18 protein-coding genes are annotated in these 19676 nt (G+C 39.5%); 10 read left to right on the plus strand and 8 right to left on the minus strand.

The window, feature by feature from the left end:
- Entirely contained in the window at window positions 1–519 is a 519-nt protein-coding gene (locus ACQFX9_RS27070) for a YbjN domain-containing protein (RefSeq protein ID WP_427159631.1), read from the plus strand.
- A gap of 119 nt (window positions 520–638) precedes the next feature.
- Here ACQFX9_RS27070 and ACQFX9_RS27075 read toward each other — a convergent pair whose 3' ends face one another.
- Window positions 639–1874: an LL-diaminopimelate aminotransferase gene (locus ACQFX9_RS27075; protein ID WP_427159632.1), complete on the minus strand. Its 1236-nt coding sequence runs from the start codon at window positions 1872–1874 to the stop codon at window positions 639–641.
- A gap of 327 nt (window positions 1875–2201) precedes the next feature.
- Here ACQFX9_RS27075 and ACQFX9_RS27080 point away from each other — a divergent pair, with 327 nt between their 5' ends.
- Window positions 2202–4382, plus strand: coding sequence for a tetratricopeptide repeat protein (locus tag ACQFX9_RS27080; RefSeq protein WP_427159633.1), 2181 nt, complete (start codon window positions 2202–2204; stop codon window positions 4380–4382).
- Between the two features lie 458 nt (window positions 4383–4840).
- Here the strand turns inward: ACQFX9_RS27080 and nrtS are convergent, their stop codons facing one another.
- Window positions 4841–5065: a nitrate/nitrite transporter NrtS gene (nrtS, locus tag ACQFX9_RS27085; RefSeq protein WP_427159634.1), complete on the minus strand. Its 225-nt coding sequence runs from the start codon at window positions 5063–5065 to the stop codon at window positions 4841–4843.
- A gap of 59 nt (window positions 5066–5124) precedes the next feature.
- On the opposite strand from nrtS, the gene ACQFX9_RS27090 reads away from it, so the two are divergent.
- The 3 genes from ACQFX9_RS27090 (at window position 5125) to ACQFX9_RS27100 (ending at window position 7770) form a co-directional block, all read left to right on the plus strand.
- Entirely contained in the window at window positions 5125–5829 is a 705-nt protein-coding gene (locus ACQFX9_RS27090; protein ID WP_427159635.1) for a TIGR04283 family arsenosugar biosynthesis glycosyltransferase, read from the plus strand.
- Between the two features lie 121 nt (window positions 5830–5950).
- Window positions 5951–6931 (plus strand): ABC transporter ATP-binding protein, encoded by a 981-nt coding sequence (locus ACQFX9_RS27095; RefSeq protein ID WP_427159636.1) that lies wholly within the window; start codon window positions 5951–5953, stop codon window positions 6929–6931.
- A 50-nt stretch (window positions 6932–6981) separates the two neighbouring features.
- Window positions 6982–7770 (plus strand): ABC transporter permease, encoded by a 789-nt coding sequence (locus tag ACQFX9_RS27100; RefSeq protein WP_427159637.1) that lies wholly within the window; start codon window positions 6982–6984, stop codon window positions 7768–7770.
- Between the two features lie 116 nt (window positions 7771–7886).
- On the opposite strand, the gene ACQFX9_RS27105 is transcribed toward ACQFX9_RS27100, so the two are convergent.
- Window positions 7887–8591 carry a response regulator transcription factor gene (locus ACQFX9_RS27105; protein WP_236141586.1) on the minus strand — a complete coding sequence of 235 codons (705 nt, stop codon included), beginning with the start codon at window positions 8589–8591 and terminating at the stop codon, window positions 7887–7889.
- Between the two features lie 608 nt (window positions 8592–9199).
- Here ACQFX9_RS27105 and ACQFX9_RS27110 point away from each other — a divergent pair.
- Together ACQFX9_RS27110 and ACQFX9_RS27115 are read left to right on the plus strand one after the other, a co-directional pair.
- Window positions 9200–10744, plus strand: a complete 1545-nt coding sequence (locus tag ACQFX9_RS27110; RefSeq protein ID WP_427159638.1) for an NACHT domain-containing protein — start codon at window positions 9200–9202, stop codon at window positions 10742–10744.
- 156 nt (window positions 10745–10900) lie between these two features.
- Window positions 10901–11356 carry a rhodanese-like domain-containing protein gene (locus ACQFX9_RS27115; protein ID WP_427159639.1) on the plus strand — a complete coding sequence of 152 codons (456 nt, stop codon included), beginning with the start codon at window positions 10901–10903 and terminating at the stop codon, window positions 11354–11356.
- Between the two features lie 183 nt (window positions 11357–11539).
- On the opposite strand, the gene ACQFX9_RS27120 is transcribed toward ACQFX9_RS27115, so the two are convergent.
- The 4 genes from ACQFX9_RS27120 to trpB form a co-directional block, all read right to left on the minus strand.
- The gene (locus tag ACQFX9_RS27120; RefSeq protein WP_427159640.1) at window positions 11540–12169 is read right to left on the minus strand and encodes a ribonuclease H-like domain-containing protein; all 630 of its coding nucleotides are present in this window, start codon (window positions 12167–12169) and stop codon (window positions 11540–11542) included.
- Between the two features lie 187 nt (window positions 12170–12356).
- Window positions 12357–12902, minus strand: coding sequence for a CAP domain-containing protein (locus ACQFX9_RS27125; protein WP_427159641.1), 546 nt, complete (start codon window positions 12900–12902; stop codon window positions 12357–12359).
- Between the two features lie 158 nt (window positions 12903–13060).
- Complete coding sequence (locus ACQFX9_RS27130; protein WP_427159642.1) at window positions 13061–13801, minus strand: CAP domain-containing protein; 741 nt, start codon at window positions 13799–13801, stop codon at window positions 13061–13063.
- A gap of 279 nt (window positions 13802–14080) precedes the next feature.
- A complete protein-coding gene (gene trpB, locus ACQFX9_RS27135) occupies window positions 14081–15316 on the minus strand; it encodes a tryptophan synthase subunit beta (protein WP_427159643.1) in 1236 nt (411 codons plus the stop codon).
- 178 nt (window positions 15317–15494) lie between these two features.
- Between trpB and ACQFX9_RS27140 the strand changes: the two genes are divergently transcribed.
- Both ACQFX9_RS27140 and ACQFX9_RS27145 read left to right on the plus strand, forming a co-directional pair.
- Window positions 15495–15842 (plus strand): translation initiation factor, encoded by a 348-nt coding sequence (locus ACQFX9_RS27140; RefSeq protein ID WP_427159644.1) that lies wholly within the window; start codon window positions 15495–15497, stop codon window positions 15840–15842.
- A 284-nt stretch (window positions 15843–16126) separates the two neighbouring features.
- The gene (locus tag ACQFX9_RS27145; protein WP_103137108.1) at window positions 16127–16285 is read left to right on the plus strand and encodes a YqaE/Pmp3 family membrane protein; all 159 of its coding nucleotides are present in this window, start codon (window positions 16127–16129) and stop codon (window positions 16283–16285) included.
- Between the two features lie 74 nt (window positions 16286–16359).
- Here the strand turns inward: ACQFX9_RS27145 and ACQFX9_RS27150 are convergent, their stop codons facing one another.
- On the minus strand, window positions 16360–17985 hold the full coding sequence (locus ACQFX9_RS27150) for a metallophosphoesterase (RefSeq protein ID WP_427159645.1): 1626 nt from the start codon (window positions 17983–17985) through the stop codon (window positions 16360–16362).
- A 728-nt stretch (window positions 17986–18713) separates the two neighbouring features.
- Here ACQFX9_RS27150 and ACQFX9_RS27155 point away from each other — a divergent pair.
- Complete coding sequence (locus ACQFX9_RS27155; protein ID WP_427159646.1) at window positions 18714–19673, plus strand: acyl-CoA desaturase; 960 nt, start codon at window positions 18714–18716, stop codon at window positions 19671–19673.
- Window positions 19674–19676: the final 3 nt, after the last annotated feature.

The following is a 19676-nucleotide window of genomic DNA, read 5'->3' on the forward strand; positions in this document are numbered from 1 at the left end:
ATGATTGAGCTAACTAATACTTTAAACATGGAAGCTAAAGCCCAAAACTCCATACTTGAGGATGTAATTAGCTTTTTGACAACAAATAACTGGTCGTTTTCTCAACATAAAACAGAACATCTTCTAAAAATTGGTTATCAGGGTGAAAATGGCGAATGGTTATGTACTGTAAAAACACGAGAACAACATCGCCAAGTTATTTTTTACTCATCTTTTCCTGTAAACGTACCAGAAAACAAACGTGTGGCTGTAGCTGAGTTTTTAACTAGAGCTAATTACAATTTAATTGTTGGTAACTTTGAAATGGATTGGCATGATGGAGAAGTGCGTTATAAAACTTATGGTATTGATGCTGAAGGCAGTGGTCTGAGTCATGATTTGATTGGGCAGTTAATTTTTGCCAATATCATGATTATGGATAGATATTTGCCGGGAATTATGTCTGTCATTTATGCCAATGTTTCACCGGAAGCAGCTTTAATGCAAGTTGAAGGATTAGAGATTTCTGAAGACTCGTAGAGATGACAATGTCGGGCAATGGTTTGAGGAAGTGGGAATTCAAAAAACCCCTTCCCGCTTCCTCTAAATATCTCTACGCGTTATATTCCCCGCATCAATGACGCTGCTTTTACGCTTCACTACTGCGTAAACTTTTCCGTAATGCGTTTCATTGCTTCCACAACATTTTCACGGCTGTTAAATGCCGAAATGCGGAAATAACCTTCACCCGCAGCACCAAAACCAGAACCAGGTGTACCGACAACATTGCAGGTATTGAGTAATTTATCAAAGAAATCCCAGCTAGAAAGGCCATTGGGAGTTTTCACCCAAACGTAAGGCGCGTTGACACCGCCGTAGACAGCTATACCTGCGGCTGTGAGTTGTTCGCGGATGATTTTGGCGTTTTCTAGATAAAAACTGATTAAAGCTTTAATTTGCGCTTGTCCAGCTTCCGAGTAGACTGCTTCCGCGCCCTGTTGCACAATGTAGGATACGCCGTTAAACTTGGTAGACTGACGACGATTCCATAGTTTCCACAGTTCGACATCGGAACCATCGGCGGCTTTAGCTGTCAAGGTTTTGGGAACAACAGTCAAGGCGCAACGTGTACCGGTAAAGCCTGCGTTTTTGGAGAAGGAACGAAACTCAATGGCGCAATCTCTCGCACCTTCAATTTCGTAGATAGAATGGGGCAGAGATGGATCTGTAATATAAGCTTCGTAAGCTGCATCAAAGAAAATAATTGAGTTATTGGCTTTGGCGTAGTTTACCCAAGCTTGGAGATGTTCTTTAGTGGCGGTTGCACCTGTGGGATTATTGGGGAAGCAAAGATAAATTAAATCGACTTTTTGGGAGGGAATTTCGGCTGTAAAGTTGTTGTCGGCGGTAATGGGCAGGTAAACTAAACCCTCAAACTCGCCTTTTTCATTAGCATTTCCCGTATGTCCCGCCATGACGTTAGTATCTACATATACGGGATAAACTGGGTCTGTAACAGCAATAGTATTATTATCACCGAAGATATCGAGAATATTACCTGTGTCACATTTAGAACCATCAGAAATAAAGATTTCTGACGCATCAATATCACATCCCCGTGCTTGGAAATCTTGAGCCGCGATTTTTTCCCTTAACCAAGCATACCCTTGTTCCGGCCCATAACCTTGGAAAGTAGCGCGATCGCCCATTTCTTCCACAGCTTTAATCATGGCAGTGCGGCAAGCTTCTGGTAAAGGTTCGGTTACATCACCAATACCCAGACGGATAATTTTAGCATCGGGATTGGCTTGAGCAAAAGCATTTACCCGCCGCGCAATTTCTGGGAACAAGTAACCAGCTTTGAGTTTTAGGTAGTTGTCGTTAATGGTTGCCATAGTCAAGTTGAAAATAAAGCCTAGATAAAACAGCTTACCAGTCTTTGTAAATGGGTATAGGGGTGTAGGGGGATGAAATCTGATTAGGGAAGACCAAAAAATAAATTATCCCAAATCAACAGCTTAGTAGGGTGCGTCAGTATGAATAACCTCTTGGTATAGTTAGGTTTTATCACACTGACGCACCCTACAGTTTGGATATTTTTATCTGGAAGTCCCTTATGCTGTATATTTACTTAATCTATCATCAGGAATACCTGTGCTTGTAGTTGATTCTACTAATGGAATAGACCATAATGATTTGTATCTACCTATCTAAGCACAGTTATGACCTGCTGTCTTAATCCATCTTGCTACAACCCATTCCATCCTGATGGAACAAAGTTTTGTTCTAACTGTGGTGTTCTATTGGTAGTGCTAAGAAATCGCTATCGCCCAATTAAATCATTAGGTGGTGGGGGATTTGGAAAAACCTATCTGGCAGAAGATATAGACAGATTAAATCAACAATGTGTCATCAAGCAATTCGCACCACAAATTCAAGGAACTCACGCACTAAAAAAGGCTACAGAATTATTTGAACAAGAAGCCAGACGACTGGAACAATTAGGCGAACATCCCCAAATCCCTAGACTGTTAGCATACTTTCAAGAAGATAGTCGTCTGTATTTAGTACAGGAATTTATCGATGGGCAGAATTTATTAACGGAGTTAGAGCAGCAAGGTAATTTTAGTGAGCAGAAGATTCGAGAATTACTGAATGATTTATTAGAAATATTAAAAATTGTTCATCAACAAAAGGTGATTCACAGGGATATAAAGCCTGAAAATATTATTCGTCGTGAGAGTGATAGGAAATTAGTATTAATTGATTTTGGGGCATCCAAACAAGTTACAAAAACAGTTGTTTCGCAACAAGGTACAAGCATCGGTTCTTTTGGTTATGTACCAATGGAACAGATGAAAGCAGGGGAGGCATATCCAGCCAGTGATTTATATAGTTTGGGTGCTACCTGTTTTCATTTATTAAGTGGTAGTCATCCTTGGGAACTGTGGCAAAGTGAAGCTTATGGTTGGGTTACTAATTGGCGACAACATTTAAAGACACCAGTCAGTCAAGAATTGGGGCGAATTTTAGATAAGTTACTGCAACAAGATTACAGAGAACGTTATCAGTCAGTAGCGGAGGTATTACAAGATTTAAATTCTCCACCACCAGCAACAAAACCTCCTGAAATACATCAAATCAATACTTCTGCTATCCCTCCTAAAAAACCTATTCCCATAAAATTGCTTTTGCCGTTAATTTTAATACCACTGGGTGTGGGTGCAACTTATTTCAATGGAGTGACGCAAAATAGTACAACAGATAACAGTGGAACAATAGAAAATTCTGACACAAGATCCAGCAGTTCTACACAAGAGGCTGAAACTTACAAGCGTCAAGGATTAGAAAAGTACGAAAAACAAGATTTTCGGGGTGCGATCGCAGATTATACACAAGCGATTACAATTAGTCCTAACGATGGAGAAGCCTACTACGAAAGGGGGATTAATTACAGTAATTCAGGAGAGAATCAAAAGGCTATTGAGGATTTCCGTCAAGCAGCCAACTTATTTACAGCACAACAGAAGCCAGGTGATGCTAAACGTAGCCAGGGATTAGTTCTGGAGTTATCTGAAGATTATCAAGGGGCGATCGCCGCGTATACTGAAGCTATACGTCTCAATCTCAACGATTTTAGAGCTTACAATAACCGTGGTAATGCTCATTCTGCTTCAGGAGATAGGCAAGCTGCAATTAGAGATTACACCCAAGCCATTACCATTAATCCTAATTTCGCACCTGCTTACAATAACAGAGGTACTGTTCACGCTGATTTAGGAGATAGGCAAGCTGCAATTAGAGATTACGCCCAAGCCATTACTGTTAATCCTAATTATGCACCTGCCTACAATAACCGTGGTAATGCTCACAATGCTTTAGGAGATCAGCAAGCTGCAATTAATGATTACACACAAGCTATTAGAATTAATCCTCAATATGCAGATGCTTACTATAACCGTGGTATTGTTCATTCTGATTTAGGAGATAAGCAAGCTGCAATTAGAGATTACACCCAAGCCATTAGAATTAATCCTCAATATGCAGATGCTTACTACAGTCGGGGCAACATCCACTATCAATCTCAGGATAACCAAGCTGCATTTACAGATTATAATCAAGCTATCACCATCAATTCTAAATATGTATTAGCCTACATTGGTAGAGGTAACGCTCGCACTAATTTAGGAGATAAGCAAGCTGCGATTAAAGATTACACTCAAGCTATCAATATCGATGGTAAAAATGCACTGGCTTACAATAACCGAGGTATTGCTCACAGTAATTTAGGAGATAAGCAAGCTGCAATTTCTGATTTTCGTCAAGCGGCTGATTTGTATAGACAAGAAGGGAAAGAAAATGAATATCAAAAGGTAATAAATCTCATTCAAAAACTTGAATAATAATTGAGCATGGTAATAATTATACTGGTTGCTGGCAGCTACTCTCTACCTACCAACAAAGATTAAATACTAGAATTAAGAGATGATTTATAAAGTAAAGCTGAAATTGTAGGGTGCGTTACGCGTTGCTTTAACGCACCGTGTGATGATGGTGCGTTACGGCAATTTATACTGTCGCTCATACTCAAATCCTCACATTGCCGTAACACACCCTACATCCAAAATATGTTAGTTGCCTAAGTCCTAAAATCTACCGTATACACACAAGTTGCTGCATCAGCATTGTTAATGTATCTTCTGACAATGCCAATGTATTCCCTGACAATGTCAATGTATCGCCTAACAACGCCAATGTATTCCCTGACAATGCCAATGTATCGCCTGACAACGCCAATGTATACTATAAACCGTTAATCTCTAGACTTTACAGAATGAAAAACAAAAGCGCAAGAACTAACTTATTTGTAGCGACTAATGTATTGACCGTGAATATTCACTAAGTAAGGTACTATGTAAGTTAAAGTAGCAGCAATCCAGCGATCGCGAGTCATTTTTCCTGTAATCACTGCTGCCCCATGATTAATGGTAAATAAAATAGAACCAACGACGACTGCCACCTTCAAAGCCGTTGGCATCATATTTTTATCACCAAGACACAAGCAATATTCTCTAATAGCTTTCATATTTTACCCGTAAATAGAATAATGACCCTGGGAAACAAAAATTTCTGCATAATGTAATCATGGGTCAAAATTTTGACAGTTCTAAGATTTCCATTATTATTCCCACACTCAACGAAGCAGGGGATATCAAACAAACCATAGCCACGACTCAGCCTAGCACCAATATAGAAATCATCGTGGTAGATGCAGGCTCTCAAGATGACACCGTAGCCATAGCTGAGTCATTGGGTGTCAAAGTCATCTTATCTACTCCTGGACGTGCTGTGCAAATGAATACAGGCGCATCTGTGGCCAGTGGGGAGATTTTGCTGTTTCTCCATGCAGATACGCGCTTACCCCCAAGGTTTGACAAGATGATTCGCACCAGTCTACAGCAGGTAGGAGTTATAGCCGGGGCATTTACTTTACGAATAGATGCGTCTCCTTTAGCGTTAAGATTAGTAGAGTGGGGAGTAAAATGGCGATCGCACTTTTGGCAAATGCCCTACGGTGATCAAGCAATTTTTATTACCAAAGCTGTATTTCAAGAAATTGGCTGCTTTCCAGAACTTCCCATCATGGAAGATTTTGAACTGATGCGACGCTTAAAACACCAAGGCAAAATAGTTATTTTAGCTACACCTGTAATTACTTCGGCTCGAAGATGGCTGCAAAAAGGTATCTTCCAAACTACACTAATCAATCAAATTATGATTATTGCCTATCTCCTCGGTGTAGCACCAGCACGACTGCGTAATTGGTATCGCCAAATCAAAATTATGTGACTAAGTGATTTTGTTAACTACTGATATCAGACTCCTATTTGATTTTTGAAAAAATAAGTATAATCGTACTACTTTCCCCAATCTCCAATCCCATTACCTTCAATAATCAAATCGGATTACTATGTCAATTATTATTGCCGAAAATTTAAGTAAATCCTATCCTGTGGCAGTCAAAGAGCCGGGAATTAAAGGTACAATCAACCACTTTTTCCGTCGTGTTTATCGTTCTATTCATGCAGTTCAGAATGTTTCTTTTGAAATTGCGCCAGGGGAAGTTGTGGGTTTTTTAGGGCCAAATGGCGCAGGAAAAACCACCACACTTAAAATGCTCACCGGACTCATTCACCCCTCTAGTGGTACAGTCAAAGTCGCTGGTTATGTTCCTTTTTTGCGCCAAGAAGCATTTCTACAAAAAATTACCTTGGTAATGGGACAAAAACAACAACTACTTTGGGACTTACCAGCTATAGATTCCTTGAAAATTAATGCTGCTGTCTACAACATTTCTGATAAAGAATTCCAGCGACGGCTAGGAGAATTAACAGAAATGCTCGCCTTAGAAGATAAACTTAAACAGCCAGTGCGGAAACTGTCTTTAGGCGAACGCATGAAGGCAGAATTATTAGCAGCATTATTACACCGTCCCCATGTTTTATTTTTAGATGAACCCACCTTGGGGTTAGATGTCAATGCTCAAGTAGCAGTACGAGATTTTTTGCGAGAATACAATCAGCGTTATCAAGCGACTGTATTATTAACTAGCCACTACATGGCAGATATTACAGCTTTATGTCAACGTGTGCTGCTCATCCATCAAGGTAAACTCATGTATGACGGCAGCTTAGATGGACTCTTAGAACGTTTTGCCCCCTATCGAGAAGTTTATGTAGAATTAGCCCAACCGTTACCGTTAGAAAAACTTCAACTTTATGGTGATGTGCAACATTTAGAAGGTCGTTCTGCGTGTTTTATGGTAGAACAAGAGGCACTGACCCTGACAGTATCTAAGATACTCACAGAATTAGAAGTGATAGATTTAACAGTTACAGAACCGCCGATAGAAGAAGTTATTGGACGTGTTTTTCAGGCTGGAGTCGTGTGAATACTTCAAAATACTTTACGGTAAGCTAAAGCTACAAAATTCAAAGTTATATGAAAAGCATTATTAGAAAAGCACTGACTTTACTGACAGTTTATTACGCTTATATGGTGGAGTACCGAGCAGAACTGATTTTATGGGTTTTGTCTGGCTCTTTGCCGATTATTTTAATGGGGGTTTGGATTAAAGCTTCCCAAAGTGGACAGTTTGGTTTATCTTCTGTTGATTTTGCGCGTTATTTTTTGACAGTTTTTGTGGTGAGACAAATTTCCGTTGTTTGGGTAATTTGGGAGTTTGAAAGAGAAGTGGTAGAAGGTAAATTATCTCCCAAATTATTACAACCTCTAGACCCAGTATGGCATCATGTCGCCTCTCATCTTTCAGAAAGAGTAGCTCGCATACCCTTTGCAATTATATTAATATTCCTATTTTTATTTCTATATCCTCAAGCATTTTGGCTGCCTAATTTGGGTCAGGTGTTGTTATTTACCTTAGCTGTGAGTTTAGCTTTTATTTTAAGGTTTGTGATTCAATACACCTTTGCTATGTTTGCTTTTTGGACAGAAAGAGCTAATGCAATAGAGAATTTTTGGTTTTTATTTTATCTGTTCTTATCAGGTTTAATTGCTCCTTTAGAAGTTTTTCCTGCACATGTTCGAGAGGTGGTTTTATTTACACCCTTTCCATACCTCATTGATTTTCCCGCCAGTATTTTAGTAGGTCTGCCTGTAGATATGACAAGGGGATTTCTCTCACTAATTGCCTGGATATTAATATTTTTAGGTGCAAATCGCTGGTTATGGCGTGCGGGATTAAAACGCTATTCTGGTATGGGAGCGTAATTAATAAACTCCATACAGTTTTGGCTGAGAAAAATAATCAAAAACAGGGAACACTAAAAAAAGTACAGAGTTTTACTCAAAAATACCGGATGAATTCAGATGAATTTCTCAGCCTGTTATTCGGGGATTTCAAACTTATAACCGTAACCCCGCACAGTTTTGATAAACTCCGGCACACTAGTATCAGCTTCTAATTTTTTCCGCAACTGACCAATGTGAACATCAACTACTCTGCCATCTCCCACATAGTCGCAACCCCAAATTTTTTGGATGAGTTGGGGACGACTCCAGGCTTGACCAGGATGACTAGCTAAAAAGTGTAAGATATTAAACTCTAAAGCTGTTAAATTTAGGGGTTTATCATTCAGGGTGACTTCCCTACCATCTGGGTTAATTGCTAGTTGTTTGAAAATTAAACGTTGCGATGGAGATGGTTTAATAGAACGAATGCGTCTTAAGAGTGCTTGGACTCTCACTTCAATTTCAGCGAGGCTGAAGGGTTTAGTAATAAAATCATCAGCACCAGCAGCCATGATTTTGATTCTGTCGTTTTCTTCTGTCCTCCCACTGAGAATCATCACTAAGACGTTATTCCGACTCTGCATTTCTTGGCACAGTTTATAACCACTTGTATCTGGTAAGTTCCAATCCAGAATTACTAAAGCAGGCTCAAACTGCTCAAATAACGCCAAAGCTGTTTTACCATCAGCAGCTGACTCGATTTGATACTTGCGACCTAGAAAGCGATATATCAGGTTACGAACACCAAAATCATCGTCTACAACAAGAATTTTAGGATTTGAAGCGGTCAGCGTCACCATATTGTTTTAGCCTTATGTTAACTTGGCAAGTTAATTAACTGTATAGAAAACAACGAATTGGGAATAAGTATTTTTAAATCTTAGATTTTGGATTCTAGATAACAAGCTAATCCAAAATCTAAAATCCAAAATTTTCTTGCCCAACGTCTATTTGTTTGTTCTGGTGTACACGGTTCATGATCGCCTACTTCTGCAATTACTTAAACTTACAGCTAGTTGTCGCTATGCACTGCCTCTGTACTACTGAACTACACTTAATTTTCCATTAAATTTCTCAAAACTTCAGCTATCATACTGCATACCAAATGTATGACTTTTGTATGAGTTTGGTATGTTTTTATGCTTTGATGCTATAATTGATAATCTTCACAGTTAAGAGAAACTTTAAATTTCAGTGTGTTCCTCTACCCATCAATCATTCTCTAACTGCTAGTGGATGGCTGAAAAATTCCAGCCATTGAATCGTTTCAACTCAAAATCCATCTACCATACCCTACTCTGAAATATCCCAGGAGAAATCTTTCTCAGGATATATACGAGTCTTTGTCCGGAGTGCATCTACGTACAAAGCCATATCTTTACTATTTCATTACATATTTTCTGGGAGTATGACAAGCCGAGGACTTAAAGCATCACCAGAAGGGATTAAAGCTGCAAAAACAGCTTTAACCGATAAAACCTTGAGTCAGCAAAAGTTAGCCACAGCATTAGGAATCACACGCCAACCTGTATCTAAGTTTTTTGCGGGTGAGTCTGTGTCTCGTAGTTGTTTTGTGCAAATTTGCCACCAACTAGGACTGTCTTGGCAAGAGGTTGCTGGCTTTGACTACTTTGCGGTATCAAAAATTACATCTTCATTTAAAGAGGCGAATCCTGATATCAATGATCTGGTTAAGGAAATCCGCCAAAAATGTCAAGACAAAATACAAAATCAGTGCAGCACTATACAAATGTTAGATGTAGCACGAGCAATACCGTTAGATGAAATTTATACTCCGGTTGAAGTTTTACCAGAAATAACTAGCCAGAAATGGCATGATATTGCTGATTTTAGGAAAAATTTGGCTTTGGGGGACAATCAGAACTGCAATAGTTTGTCAGGGTTAGAGGTGATATTGCGATCGCCTAAGTTGATGTTACTGGGAAAATCTGGTTCTGGTAAGACTACATTTTTACAGTATTTGGCGATCGCTTGCAATCAAGGTAAATTTCAGCCACATCTAGTTCCCGTGTTTGTGCGGTTAAAAGAATTTACCGAAGATGCTCGATATGAAGGTGAATTAAATCTATTGCAGTATATCAGCCAAAGCTTGAAGTGCTGTGATATAGATGAGAAAGCTACTTTATCCGTACTGAATCACGGTAATGCTCTCATTATCTTAGATGGACTCGATGAAGTCCCCTTAAAATATACAGATGTAGCCATCAGAGAAATACGTAAATTTACCCAAATTTATTACAAAAATCAATTTGTAATTAGCTGCCGCATTTCTGCTTGTAAATATCGCTTTCCTGGATTTACTGAAGTAGAGTTAGCGGATTTTAATGACAAACAAATAGAAATTTATATTAAGAATTGGTTGGTTGTAGTTGCTCATCAATCTCTCAGTTATGCGGAGACTAATAGTAAATTATTTATTCAAAATCTCAATTTACCGGAAAATCAGCGCATTCGAGAATTAGCCAGAGTCCCTTTATTGCTACATTTGATATGTTTATCATTTCAGTTCAAAGGACAATTTACACATAATCCAGTGAACTTATATGAACAAGTTTTGAATGTTTTACTGTCTCGCTGGGATGAAATTAGAGGAATTAAAAGAGACGATTTTTATCCGAACTTAAATTTAGGTTGTAAGAAAAAGTTAATTGCTCATATTGCTACTATCACCTTTAAAAATGGAGAATATTTTTTTGAACAGGAAAAAATTCCACAATTGCTAGCTGAGGCTTTACCGACTATCACTAACCCTAATTTATATCAATCATTAACACCCTTAGAACAAAAATCAGCATTAGAAGGAATGATTTTTCAAGATAGCTTACTCATAGAAAGAGCAAGAGGTATATACTCTTTTGCTCATTTAGGTATATTAGAGTATTTAGCTCCTAGCAAAATTCTAGAAAAATCAGGTAATTTAGCTAATGATTAATTATGAATAATTAAGCAATTACATCACAAGCTAAACTCAGATATGATGTTAAATCTATCTTGAGAATTTACCGTTATTCATACCGTAGCCAGAGAACTGAAATCGAGATAATTAGGTAAATTGCAGATAATGCAATTGGCAAGTAATAGTTAAGGTATGAATAACAATTTATTCGGTGGTGTAATTCCTCCACAACCCCCTGTAGAAGCAAAAACTGACGTTCATGTAGTTAAATCCCGTCTCGAATGGGGTGAGCCAGCTTTTACAATTTTGGATGTCCGCGATCGCCCCGTCTATAATGAAGGTCATATCATGGGTGCAATGACAATGCCAATAGATGAATTGGTAGATCGTGCTGTACCATCTTTAGATAAAAGCCGTGATATCTATGTCTACGGTGCAACAGAACAACAAACCGCAGAAGCAGCAAGAAAGCTTCGTTCTGCCGGTTTTGAACACATATCAGAACTCCAAGGCGGTTTAGCCGCATGGAAAGCAATTGGTGGCCCGACAGAAGGTATTATCGAATCCCAAACCCCCTCCGGCGCAGACGACTATAATGTTGTTGATCGCCTCAAGAATCATGTAGAAGCACAACAGAAGGATGTGTGATTAGTCAATAGTCATTAGTCATTAGTCATTAGTCATTAGTCGTTAGTCATTAGTTATTAGAATTATCCAGGAATTAAAGTGTAAATCTTGGCTGATATTGCCTTTAGTTAATTTTCTGGATATATTCTATCAATCGTGTATCGTTGACCATTGACCATTGACTATTGACTATTGACTATTTGACTAATGCTCAAACAAATCTTTGAATTGTAATAAATCCAGAGCAACAATAGTGGGTAGAACCTGAAAGCATTGTTGAGCAAGTTCCCATCTTTCTTCCCTCTTTAACATGGCGGTTAACTTTTGTTGCACACCAATTAAATAGCGGACATCATTAGCAGCGTAACTCAGTTGAGCCTCAGATAAATTGCTGGCGTTACCCCAATCAGAACTTTGAGCAGTTTTATCGAGTTCTACATTTTCTAACTCTTGCACTACATCCTTAAGTCCATGTCGATTGGTGTAAGTACGAGCTAATTTACTAGCAATCTTAGTACAGAAAACTGGTTGCACATGAATGCCTAAATGGTAACGTAACGTGGCAACATCAAACCGTGCAAAATGAAATATTTTAAGGATATTATCAGCTTCTAGCAGCGTCTTTAAATTGGGTGCTGCTGTTTGTCCTTTGGCTATGCGAATAGCTGTGACTTGGCCTTGGGAATTACACAACTGGACTAGACACAAGCGATCGCGCTGTGGTAACAATCCCATAGTTTCCGTATCAACAGCCAATACTTCCGATTGTAAATATTGGGATAACGCAGCGTCACTCAAATCGCGATCGCTTACTTGAAAATCTTGTAATGTCATGAATTACGTAAAATAATCTATGCAGTTAGACAATACATCATTATTGTGCAGAAAAGCCCCAATGCCGTCTAGTACAGCACTGCATAAATTCAGCAATCCCTGAGAATAGGCTAAAAACCAGCAAAATCAAGCGTTACTTCTTTCTTTTGCCTTTTACCTTTTGCCTTTTACCTTTTAACTTTCCCCACTACGGAGTACGCAGAAAAATTTGTGTGAGATAAACTTCTCCTTTTTGGTTCGTAGCGACACCAATTCCTGTAAGATTGTAATTACCTTGGATATTCTTCAAATGTCCTGGACTTTCTAACCAGCCAACCACAGCTTGATTAGCAGGATCATTATATCCTCGATTAAAAGCGAGATTTTCCGCAGCACTCTTGTAACTCAAGGGAAGAGCGTAAACTCTCCTCTCAAATCCTTCATGACTAAATGGTGCCTTACCTCTAGCCATGTTGCGGCTGTGAATTCTAGCTTGGCGAGTGATGCTAGCATTTAAGGTTAGCTTTGGCAACTTTCTTGATACCCGATAACGATTAATTTGCTCAAACACTGATTTCTCTAAAGCAGTAGTTTGATAGCTGTTGGATGTAGCCACTTGACGAGAGACAGCCGACAACGATTGCTCATCATTAGGTGACTGTGTAGACGTATGGCCTGGTATCGAAGGAGCAAGTAATACTCCAGAAAGGACAAGCGTACTTAAAGCGATGCCAAAAGCAGGTTGTCGGGACATGCGAAATTACTTTGTGTACATACTATAAGACCTATACTCTAACTTCTATATCCTGGAATATATAACAGGATACTTTTGAATATTTATCAGTGGCGGGAGATAAAGGAATTTTAGATTTTGAATTATTCAATAGCAAAATCTAAAATTCCTAGTTTAGTCTATGAGCGCATGAAAATTTGTGTGAGATAAACTACACCTCGGCCATTGACTGCAACACCAATACCAGTCAAATTAGTATTGCTTTTGATGTTAGCCAGGTGTTCTGGACTGTTTAACCATCCTTTTACAGCACTGGTTGCTGCATCTCTATCTTGGTTGTAAGCAACATTTTCACCGGCGGTTTTATAAGCAATACCAGTTGCTTGAAATCTCTGTGTAGAACCCTGATGACTAAATGGAACTTTACCGCTAGCCATATTTTGGCTATGAATTCTAGCCTGTTCATCGATAGCAGAATTGCGTGTAAGTGCCGGTAGATTTATGGAAGCTCTATATTGGTTGATTTGGTTGAAAACTGACTCTTCGATAGCAGCAGCATTCGAGTTAGATTTTCCACCAGAAGAACTGGGACTTGATGGTTCACTAGGAAAACCTTGATTTGGTTGTCCACCAGAAGAACCAGGATTTGATGGTTCACCAGGAGAACCTTGATTTGGTTGTCCACCAAAAGAGCCAGGATTTGCTGTTCCTGGATTATATGGTCTTTGGGGAAAAGACTGTACAGGACGATTATACGGTCTAGGAGGACGATTATATTGTCCTGGGAAAAATTGTCCCAGAAGATAGGTAGTAGTTGTAGACTTTGACTGAACAGGTTGAGTTTTTAGGGAAACAGCACTTGCTCCACTGGCGAGAACAAAACTGCCTAAAGCAAGACTATAAATTGTCGTTCGGAGCATTTTTCAAGCCATGTAGTTGTTGCAACCATATAACCAGACCGTTATGGATTGCACAAACTCGCTATGTGTCCATATATTTTTGGTTACAGTTACCTAACTCCGAATATTCTCTGCTCACGTTTAAATTCTTAGTTTTTCATAAAAGAAAAGGCGATCGCTCAGGATCGCCCTCTATCATTAGGATGATATTTCCTAATTTTTGGTGGAAAATTGAATTTATTGTGTCATTTTCCATCTCAATTTTTTGAGACAAATTTATGTCTTGAGATAGATTTAGTTTTAGGTTAAAAACTTAGCTACAGTTTGCACATCCTTGTCACCACGGCCAGAGCAGTTAATGACAATGCGGGGACTACCACTAAGTTGAGGACATAGGGTTTCTAGATAGGCGATCGCATGGGATGTTTCCAAAGCTGGTATGATTCCTTCTAGGCGAGATAATCTTTGGAATGCCTCCAAAGCCTCAGCATCAGTCACACTGTAGTATTCAGCACGACCAATATCTTTTAAATAGCTGTGTTCTGGGCCGACACCAGGATAATCTAACCCTGCGCTAATAGAGTGCGCTTCCGTTACTTGTCCGTCTTCATCTTGCAACAGGTAACTCATCGCCCCATGTAACACACCAACTCGTCCTTTTGTCAAGGTAGCAGCGTGTTTTTCTGTATTTACACCTTCCCCAGCCGCTTCTACCCCTATCAACCTGATAGAAGGCTCATTGACGAACTCGTGAAATAGTCCCATTGCGTTAGAACCACCACCCACACAAGCCATGAGGATATCAGGTAAAACGCCCCATTTTTCCATAGCTTGAGCGCGGGTTTCTTCACCAATGACCGCATGAAAATCACGTACCATCATTGGGTAAGGATGGGGGCCAGCTACCGAACCTAAGATGTAATGTGTAGTTTCTACATTTGTCACCCAATCTCGGATAGCTTCAGAGGTAGCATCCTTGAGAGTCCCAGTCCCAGCAGCAACCGGACGGACTTCAGCACCCATCAGCCGCATTCTAAATACATTCAAAGCTTGGCGTTCCATATCGTGAACACCCATATAAATCACACACTCCAAGCCAAAACGAGCGCACACTGTAGCCGTTGCCACACCGTGTTGTCCTGCGCCTGTTTCCGCAATGATGCGCTGTTTACCCATGCGCTTGGCTAACAAAACTTGACCGAGAGCATTATTAATTTTGTGCGCGCCTGTATGATTTAAATCTTCACGCTTCAAATAAATTTGTGGGCCTGTACCGTCTGGTCTAGCATAATGAGCAGTTAGACGTTCTGCAAAATATAACGGTGTGGCACGTCCTACATAGTCTTTTAAGAGTTGTTGGAGTTCGGCTTGAAAACTGGGATCATGACGGTATTGCTGATAAGCTGCTTCTAACTCCGCTAAAGCAGGCATTAAAGTTTCCGGGACGTACTTACCGCCAAAGCGTCCAAAGCGTCCTTGAGTGTCGGGAACTTGAGTGGTAGAGGGAGAACTTGGAGAAAGGGGAGTGGTAGTCACGGAAATTACTTTTGTGATGAGATAGCTTCATTATTATATTGAAAGTCTGAATGAGAGAGAAATAGTAATTAGCTTTTGCTATGAGCGATCGCACTCGCGGATAGGTAGTGTTAGTCTAGAATCTGATTCCTGTGAGCATCTGCGATCGCATCTCAAGTATTTTCCCACTAAAATTTTTATGTCTTCTTCCAATTCCAACTCTGCCAAAAAACAATACGCCTACCGCGAATTTGGTAACGACAACCCCGCCGCCACAGAACGACCCACCCCAGAACTACCACCAAATCAACAAAACGTCAGAGTCCAAGCCACCCGCGCCGGACGCAAAGGTAAAACAGTCACAGTCATCACTGGGTTTCAAACTAAACCAGAAACCTTAGCTGATTTAGTCAAAAAGCTCAAAACCCAGTGTGGTACAGGTGGCACAGTCAAAGATAACGAAATTGAAATTCAAGGCGACCACAAACAGAAAATTTTAGAAATTTTGCTTAGTCTAGGTTATAAAGCCAAAATTAGCGGCGGCTAGTTGGGGACTGGGGACTGGGGAGAAGGTAGACAAGGTAGACAAGGTAAATTTTATTTCTTAACTCACAACTCAGCACTCATTACTCAGCACGGGCTAAACGCCCCGCTTCCGCTAACAGCACTCAGCACTCAGCACTCAGCACTCAGCACTCTCAAGCCAAAATCTACTAAAACAACTCACAGAAAAACAGGTAAATAAAATTCAGGAATCGTAACCTTTTCTAGAGTAGTTAAAACCAAGAGCAAAAGACATCTTGATTAGCGTATCTTCACAGGGAGATTGATATGGATTTAGTGCGAATTCTGTGCGCGATTTTCTTCCCACCCTTGGGAGTATTTCTACAGGTAGGTATTGGTAAGGATTTTTGGATTAATATCTTACTGACTATCTTTGGTTATATTCCAGGAATCGTTCATGCAGTGTGGGTAATTGCTAAGAAATAATTAGGTGTTAGGAGTAGGCGGCTTTAGGTTTGATAATAAACATATAGATAAAAAACTAAAGCCGCAAAATTAGATTATTTCAACTTAAATTCATCAAACTTGACTACTTCAGAATCAGGCTTGCGGGTATCAAAACGGTAGCTACTAATTGTACCTGTTGCCGTTTCAAATATACTAAACACCGTAATATCATTGCTGGCGACATAAGGCAGAGACTGACCGTTTTGATCCACTAAAGGGATGATTGTCGGTAACACAGGTTCTAAGCCGTTAGGGTCGTCTATAGCTGTATATTCTTCCTGATAACCAAATGGAACTTCTCGTTTCTTATCACCCCAAGCAGCACCATAAGAGTTACCAACATTCGAGGTTTCTAAAAAGTGCATTCCACTAGGACTAATAAAGCGATTCCATAAATGAGAATGACCATAAAATACTAATTGCACTTGAGCAGATTCTAATAAAGGAATGACATCACGAATAATATAATCTGACTGCTTGGGATATTCATAACGCACAGCTTTGATTTTACCTTCAGCGTCCCTTTCAATAATTTGCACAGGATCAGTGTAGGCAGGAACGATGTTATCACCCAAAGTATGGGGTGGGTGATGGAACATGACAATTTTATATTTTGCTTGTTGAAACTCTAGGCTATTGAGTTCTGTTTCTAACCAATTGTATTGCTGACTACCTTGAGCAATTGGCTCATAAATTATTTGCCCATAACCCCAATTCTCCGGCTGATTGAGATTGCTTTCAGCTTCTTTATATCTCCCATTATATACAGCGTCTAACTTGGGAGTTCGCCACATATTAGTAATATATAAGACTACTAAACGCACATCACCAAAAGTCACTGCATAATATTTTTTACCTCCCTCTTGACTTTGAGGTAAAGTCAAAATCTCCTCATAGGTATATGTATTAAATGAGTGATCAATTAAAGATTTACCGCTATATAATCTTTGGGCAACATCACGGGGAATAGTATCATTAAATTCTCCATCTAAGCTGTCGGTTCTAGCTAACCTACCCATGACCTCATGATTGCCAATGCAAGTATACATAGGTGCGTGTTGAATAATGTTTGCACCTGTGTAGGTTGTCTTTACGCCTTTATATTCCATTTCATAGCTAGCACGACCTTGTAAGCCTGGAAAAAACGCTTTCCCTCGCAGATCATCAAACCATTCAGAAGCACGGTCAGGAACATTAACTAAATCACCAGCAAACAAAACCGCATCTACTCTTCCCACCGTTTCCACCACTTTTTGCAGATTTGCGGCGGTCATGGGTTTGAGTTGATGGTCTGAGGTGAGGAGAATTTTTAACGGTGTGTTGGGTTGGGGTTTGGATGTCAGGGTAAAAACATCGCTGCTGATGCTTTGTCCATCTTCTCTAATGCTGGTCACACGGTAGTTAACCCGCACACCTGGAGTTAAACCAGTTACCTCTGCTTCATGTCGCCAGATATCACGGTTAACTGGTTTTTGGGGTGGGTTGGGGATGTATGAGTTTTGGTCTTCCCTGGTGCGACTAAGTTTTGTGGTAGTTGCAACTACTCTCTGCTGTAAATTGTCTCCATAGTTAACTTGATGTTGCTGACCTGCAAACTCAGTAAACCAAACTACTCTGACAGAATTAGCCGTTGGTAATTGCAAAAATGGGTCGGTTAGTAGTTGCGGTGCTGAGGTCATAGTTGTGTACCCAAATAAACGCACATTAATCAGGGTAAGCCCAAGAAAACCTAAAAGTATAGATATGAAAAGTTTAATTACTAATTTAAGCGGATTTAACCGTACTTGTTGTTAACTTCTAATCTTGCTCTTTTTATTTTTATTATGCTTAAAGTTAATTATTTATTTAAGCGAATTTAACCGTGCTTGTTGTTAACCTATAATCTTGCTCTTTTTATTATTCTTATGCTTAATTTAATTACTAATTTAAGCGAATTTAACCGTGTTTGTTGTTAACTTATAATCTTGCTTTTTTTATTATTCTTATGCTTAAAATTATTTTCAAACTAATTAAATACCACTTGTAAATATATCTGTTTACAATCCTTAACAATTGCAAAACCTTATCTATCAAGCACTACGGCAGTGATTTTTATTTTTTAGAATAAATTGAGGAATTTTTTGCATAAACTTCATCATTCAAGATGTATTTACAGATAACAAGCTTTGCTGATAGGCAAGATGAACTGAAGTTTATACTGAATGTCAATAAGCTAAATGCGGCTTCAATTGATTGCATTCAGCATAAAGATTCACAAGTATATAGTCTTTGGATAGTTCATTTATTGACGTTAGTGAAATATATTTGTCCCTAATTACTAACCTAAAATGATGACGTTTTTAAGCGGACTATATAGATTTTACAACCTGATTCAGCAATACAAAATTACCAGCTTGAGTAAATGCTAATGAATACAGAACTAGTAGATGTCGAGTCAATTTTAACTGACAATACAAAGCGGAAAAAAGTGGTTGATAACCCTTTTCTGCACAGTCTACAAAAGAGGCATTTTATTCTATTTCAAGTCCTCCCATTTGTAGGAACTTTAATCGCCCTACCGTTAATACCTTATTTGCCATTCGGCGCATTTGAGCTATTCCTGTTTGTTTTATTTTGGCTCATTACAGGATTTGGGGTATCGTCTGGCTACCATCGTTTATTTACCCATCGTTCCTACAAGACCCATGAAGCCGTGCAAGCTATGTTGGCTATTTGGGGTGCAATGGCGGGTCAAGGAGGCGTGATTTCATGGTCTGCGTTACATCGCCGCCACCATGAATTGAGTGATAAACCTGGTGATCCACACTCACCCAATCTTCATGGTAGTGATTGGCGCGATCGCATTCGCGGTTTAGTTCATTCCCACTTGACTTGGATGTACAAACATCCATATCCCAGCGTTGTCCACTACGTACCAGATTTAATTAAAAACAAAACTCTCATCAGAGTTGATCGCTACTACTATCTATGGGCTTCTTTAGGCTTAGTATTACCTGCTGTTTTAGGAGGCTTATACCACTGGAGTTTAGCAGGTGCGTTAGCTGGATTTATTTGGGGAGGAGTCTTCAGAATCCTCTGGGGAGGACACACCATTTGGGCAATCAATTCCTTCTTGCATTGCTTTGGTGCAAAGCGTTTTGAAACCGAAGAACACAGCCATAATTTTGGACTGATCGCCCTATTGACCTTCGGTGAGTCATGGCACAACAATCACCATGCGTTTCCAGCTTCAGCTTCCTTTGGTTTGGAGTGGTATCGCCTAGATCCAGGCTACTGGTTCATTCAACTACTACAAGTTCTACATCTGGCTTGGGATGTGAAAGTTCCTACCCCAGAAAAAATTCAAGCACGAGAAATCAACGCCTAATTC

This window comes from Aliinostoc sp. HNIBRCY26, assembly GCF_050235535.1.
GTDB lineage: Bacteria > Cyanobacteriota > Cyanobacteriia > Cyanobacteriales > Nostocaceae > Trichormus.

Bases quoted from the DNA above. Each gene is read 5' to 3' on its own strand.
- ACQFX9_RS27070 (WP_427159631.1), top strand. From the start codon at position 1: ATGATTGAGCTAACTAATACTTTAAACATGGAAGCTAAAGCCCAAAAC.
- ACQFX9_RS27075 (WP_427159632.1), bottom strand. From the start codon at position 1,874: ATGGCAACCATTAACGACAACTACCTAAAACTCAAAGCTGGTTACTTG.
- ACQFX9_RS27080 (WP_427159633.1), top strand. From the start codon at position 2,202: ATGACCTGCTGTCTTAATCCATCTTGCTACAACCCATTCCATCCTGAT.
- nrtS (WP_427159634.1), bottom strand. From the start codon at position 5,065: ATGAAAGCTATTAGAGAATATTGCTTGTGTCTTGGTGATAAAAATATG.
- ACQFX9_RS27090 (WP_427159635.1), top strand. From the start codon at position 5,125: ATGGGTCAAAATTTTGACAGTTCTAAGATTTCCATTATTATTCCCACA.
- ACQFX9_RS27095 (WP_427159636.1), top strand. From the start codon at position 5,951: ATGTCAATTATTATTGCCGAAAATTTAAGTAAATCCTATCCTGTGGCA.
- ACQFX9_RS27100 (WP_427159637.1), top strand. From the start codon at position 6,982: ATGAAAAGCATTATTAGAAAAGCACTGACTTTACTGACAGTTTATTAC.
- ACQFX9_RS27105 (WP_236141586.1), bottom strand. From the start codon at position 8,591: ATGGTGACGCTGACCGCTTCAAATCCTAAAATTCTTGTTGTAGACGAT.
- ACQFX9_RS27110 (WP_427159638.1), top strand. From the start codon at position 9,200: ATGACAAGCCGAGGACTTAAAGCATCACCAGAAGGGATTAAAGCTGCA.
- ACQFX9_RS27115 (WP_427159639.1), top strand. From the start codon at position 10,901: ATGAATAACAATTTATTCGGTGGTGTAATTCCTCCACAACCCCCTGTA.
- ACQFX9_RS27120 (WP_427159640.1), bottom strand. From the start codon at position 12,169: ATGACATTACAAGATTTTCAAGTAAGCGATCGCGATTTGAGTGACGCT.
- ACQFX9_RS27125 (WP_427159641.1), bottom strand. From the start codon at position 12,902: ATGTCCCGACAACCTGCTTTTGGCATCGCTTTAAGTACGCTTGTCCTT.
- ACQFX9_RS27130 (WP_427159642.1), bottom strand. From the start codon at position 13,801: ATGCTCCGAACGACAATTTATAGTCTTGCTTTAGGCAGTTTTGTTCTC.
- ACQFX9_RS27140 (WP_427159644.1), top strand. From the start codon at position 15,495: ATGTCTTCTTCCAATTCCAACTCTGCCAAAAAACAATACGCCTACCGC.
- ACQFX9_RS27145 (WP_103137108.1), top strand. From the start codon at position 16,127: ATGGATTTAGTGCGAATTCTGTGCGCGATTTTCTTCCCACCCTTGGGA.
- ACQFX9_RS27150 (WP_427159645.1), bottom strand. From the start codon at position 17,985: ATGACCTCAGCACCGCAACTACTAACCGACCCATTTTTGCAATTACCA.
- ACQFX9_RS27155 (WP_427159646.1), top strand. From the start codon at position 18,714: ATGAATACAGAACTAGTAGATGTCGAGTCAATTTTAACTGACAATACA.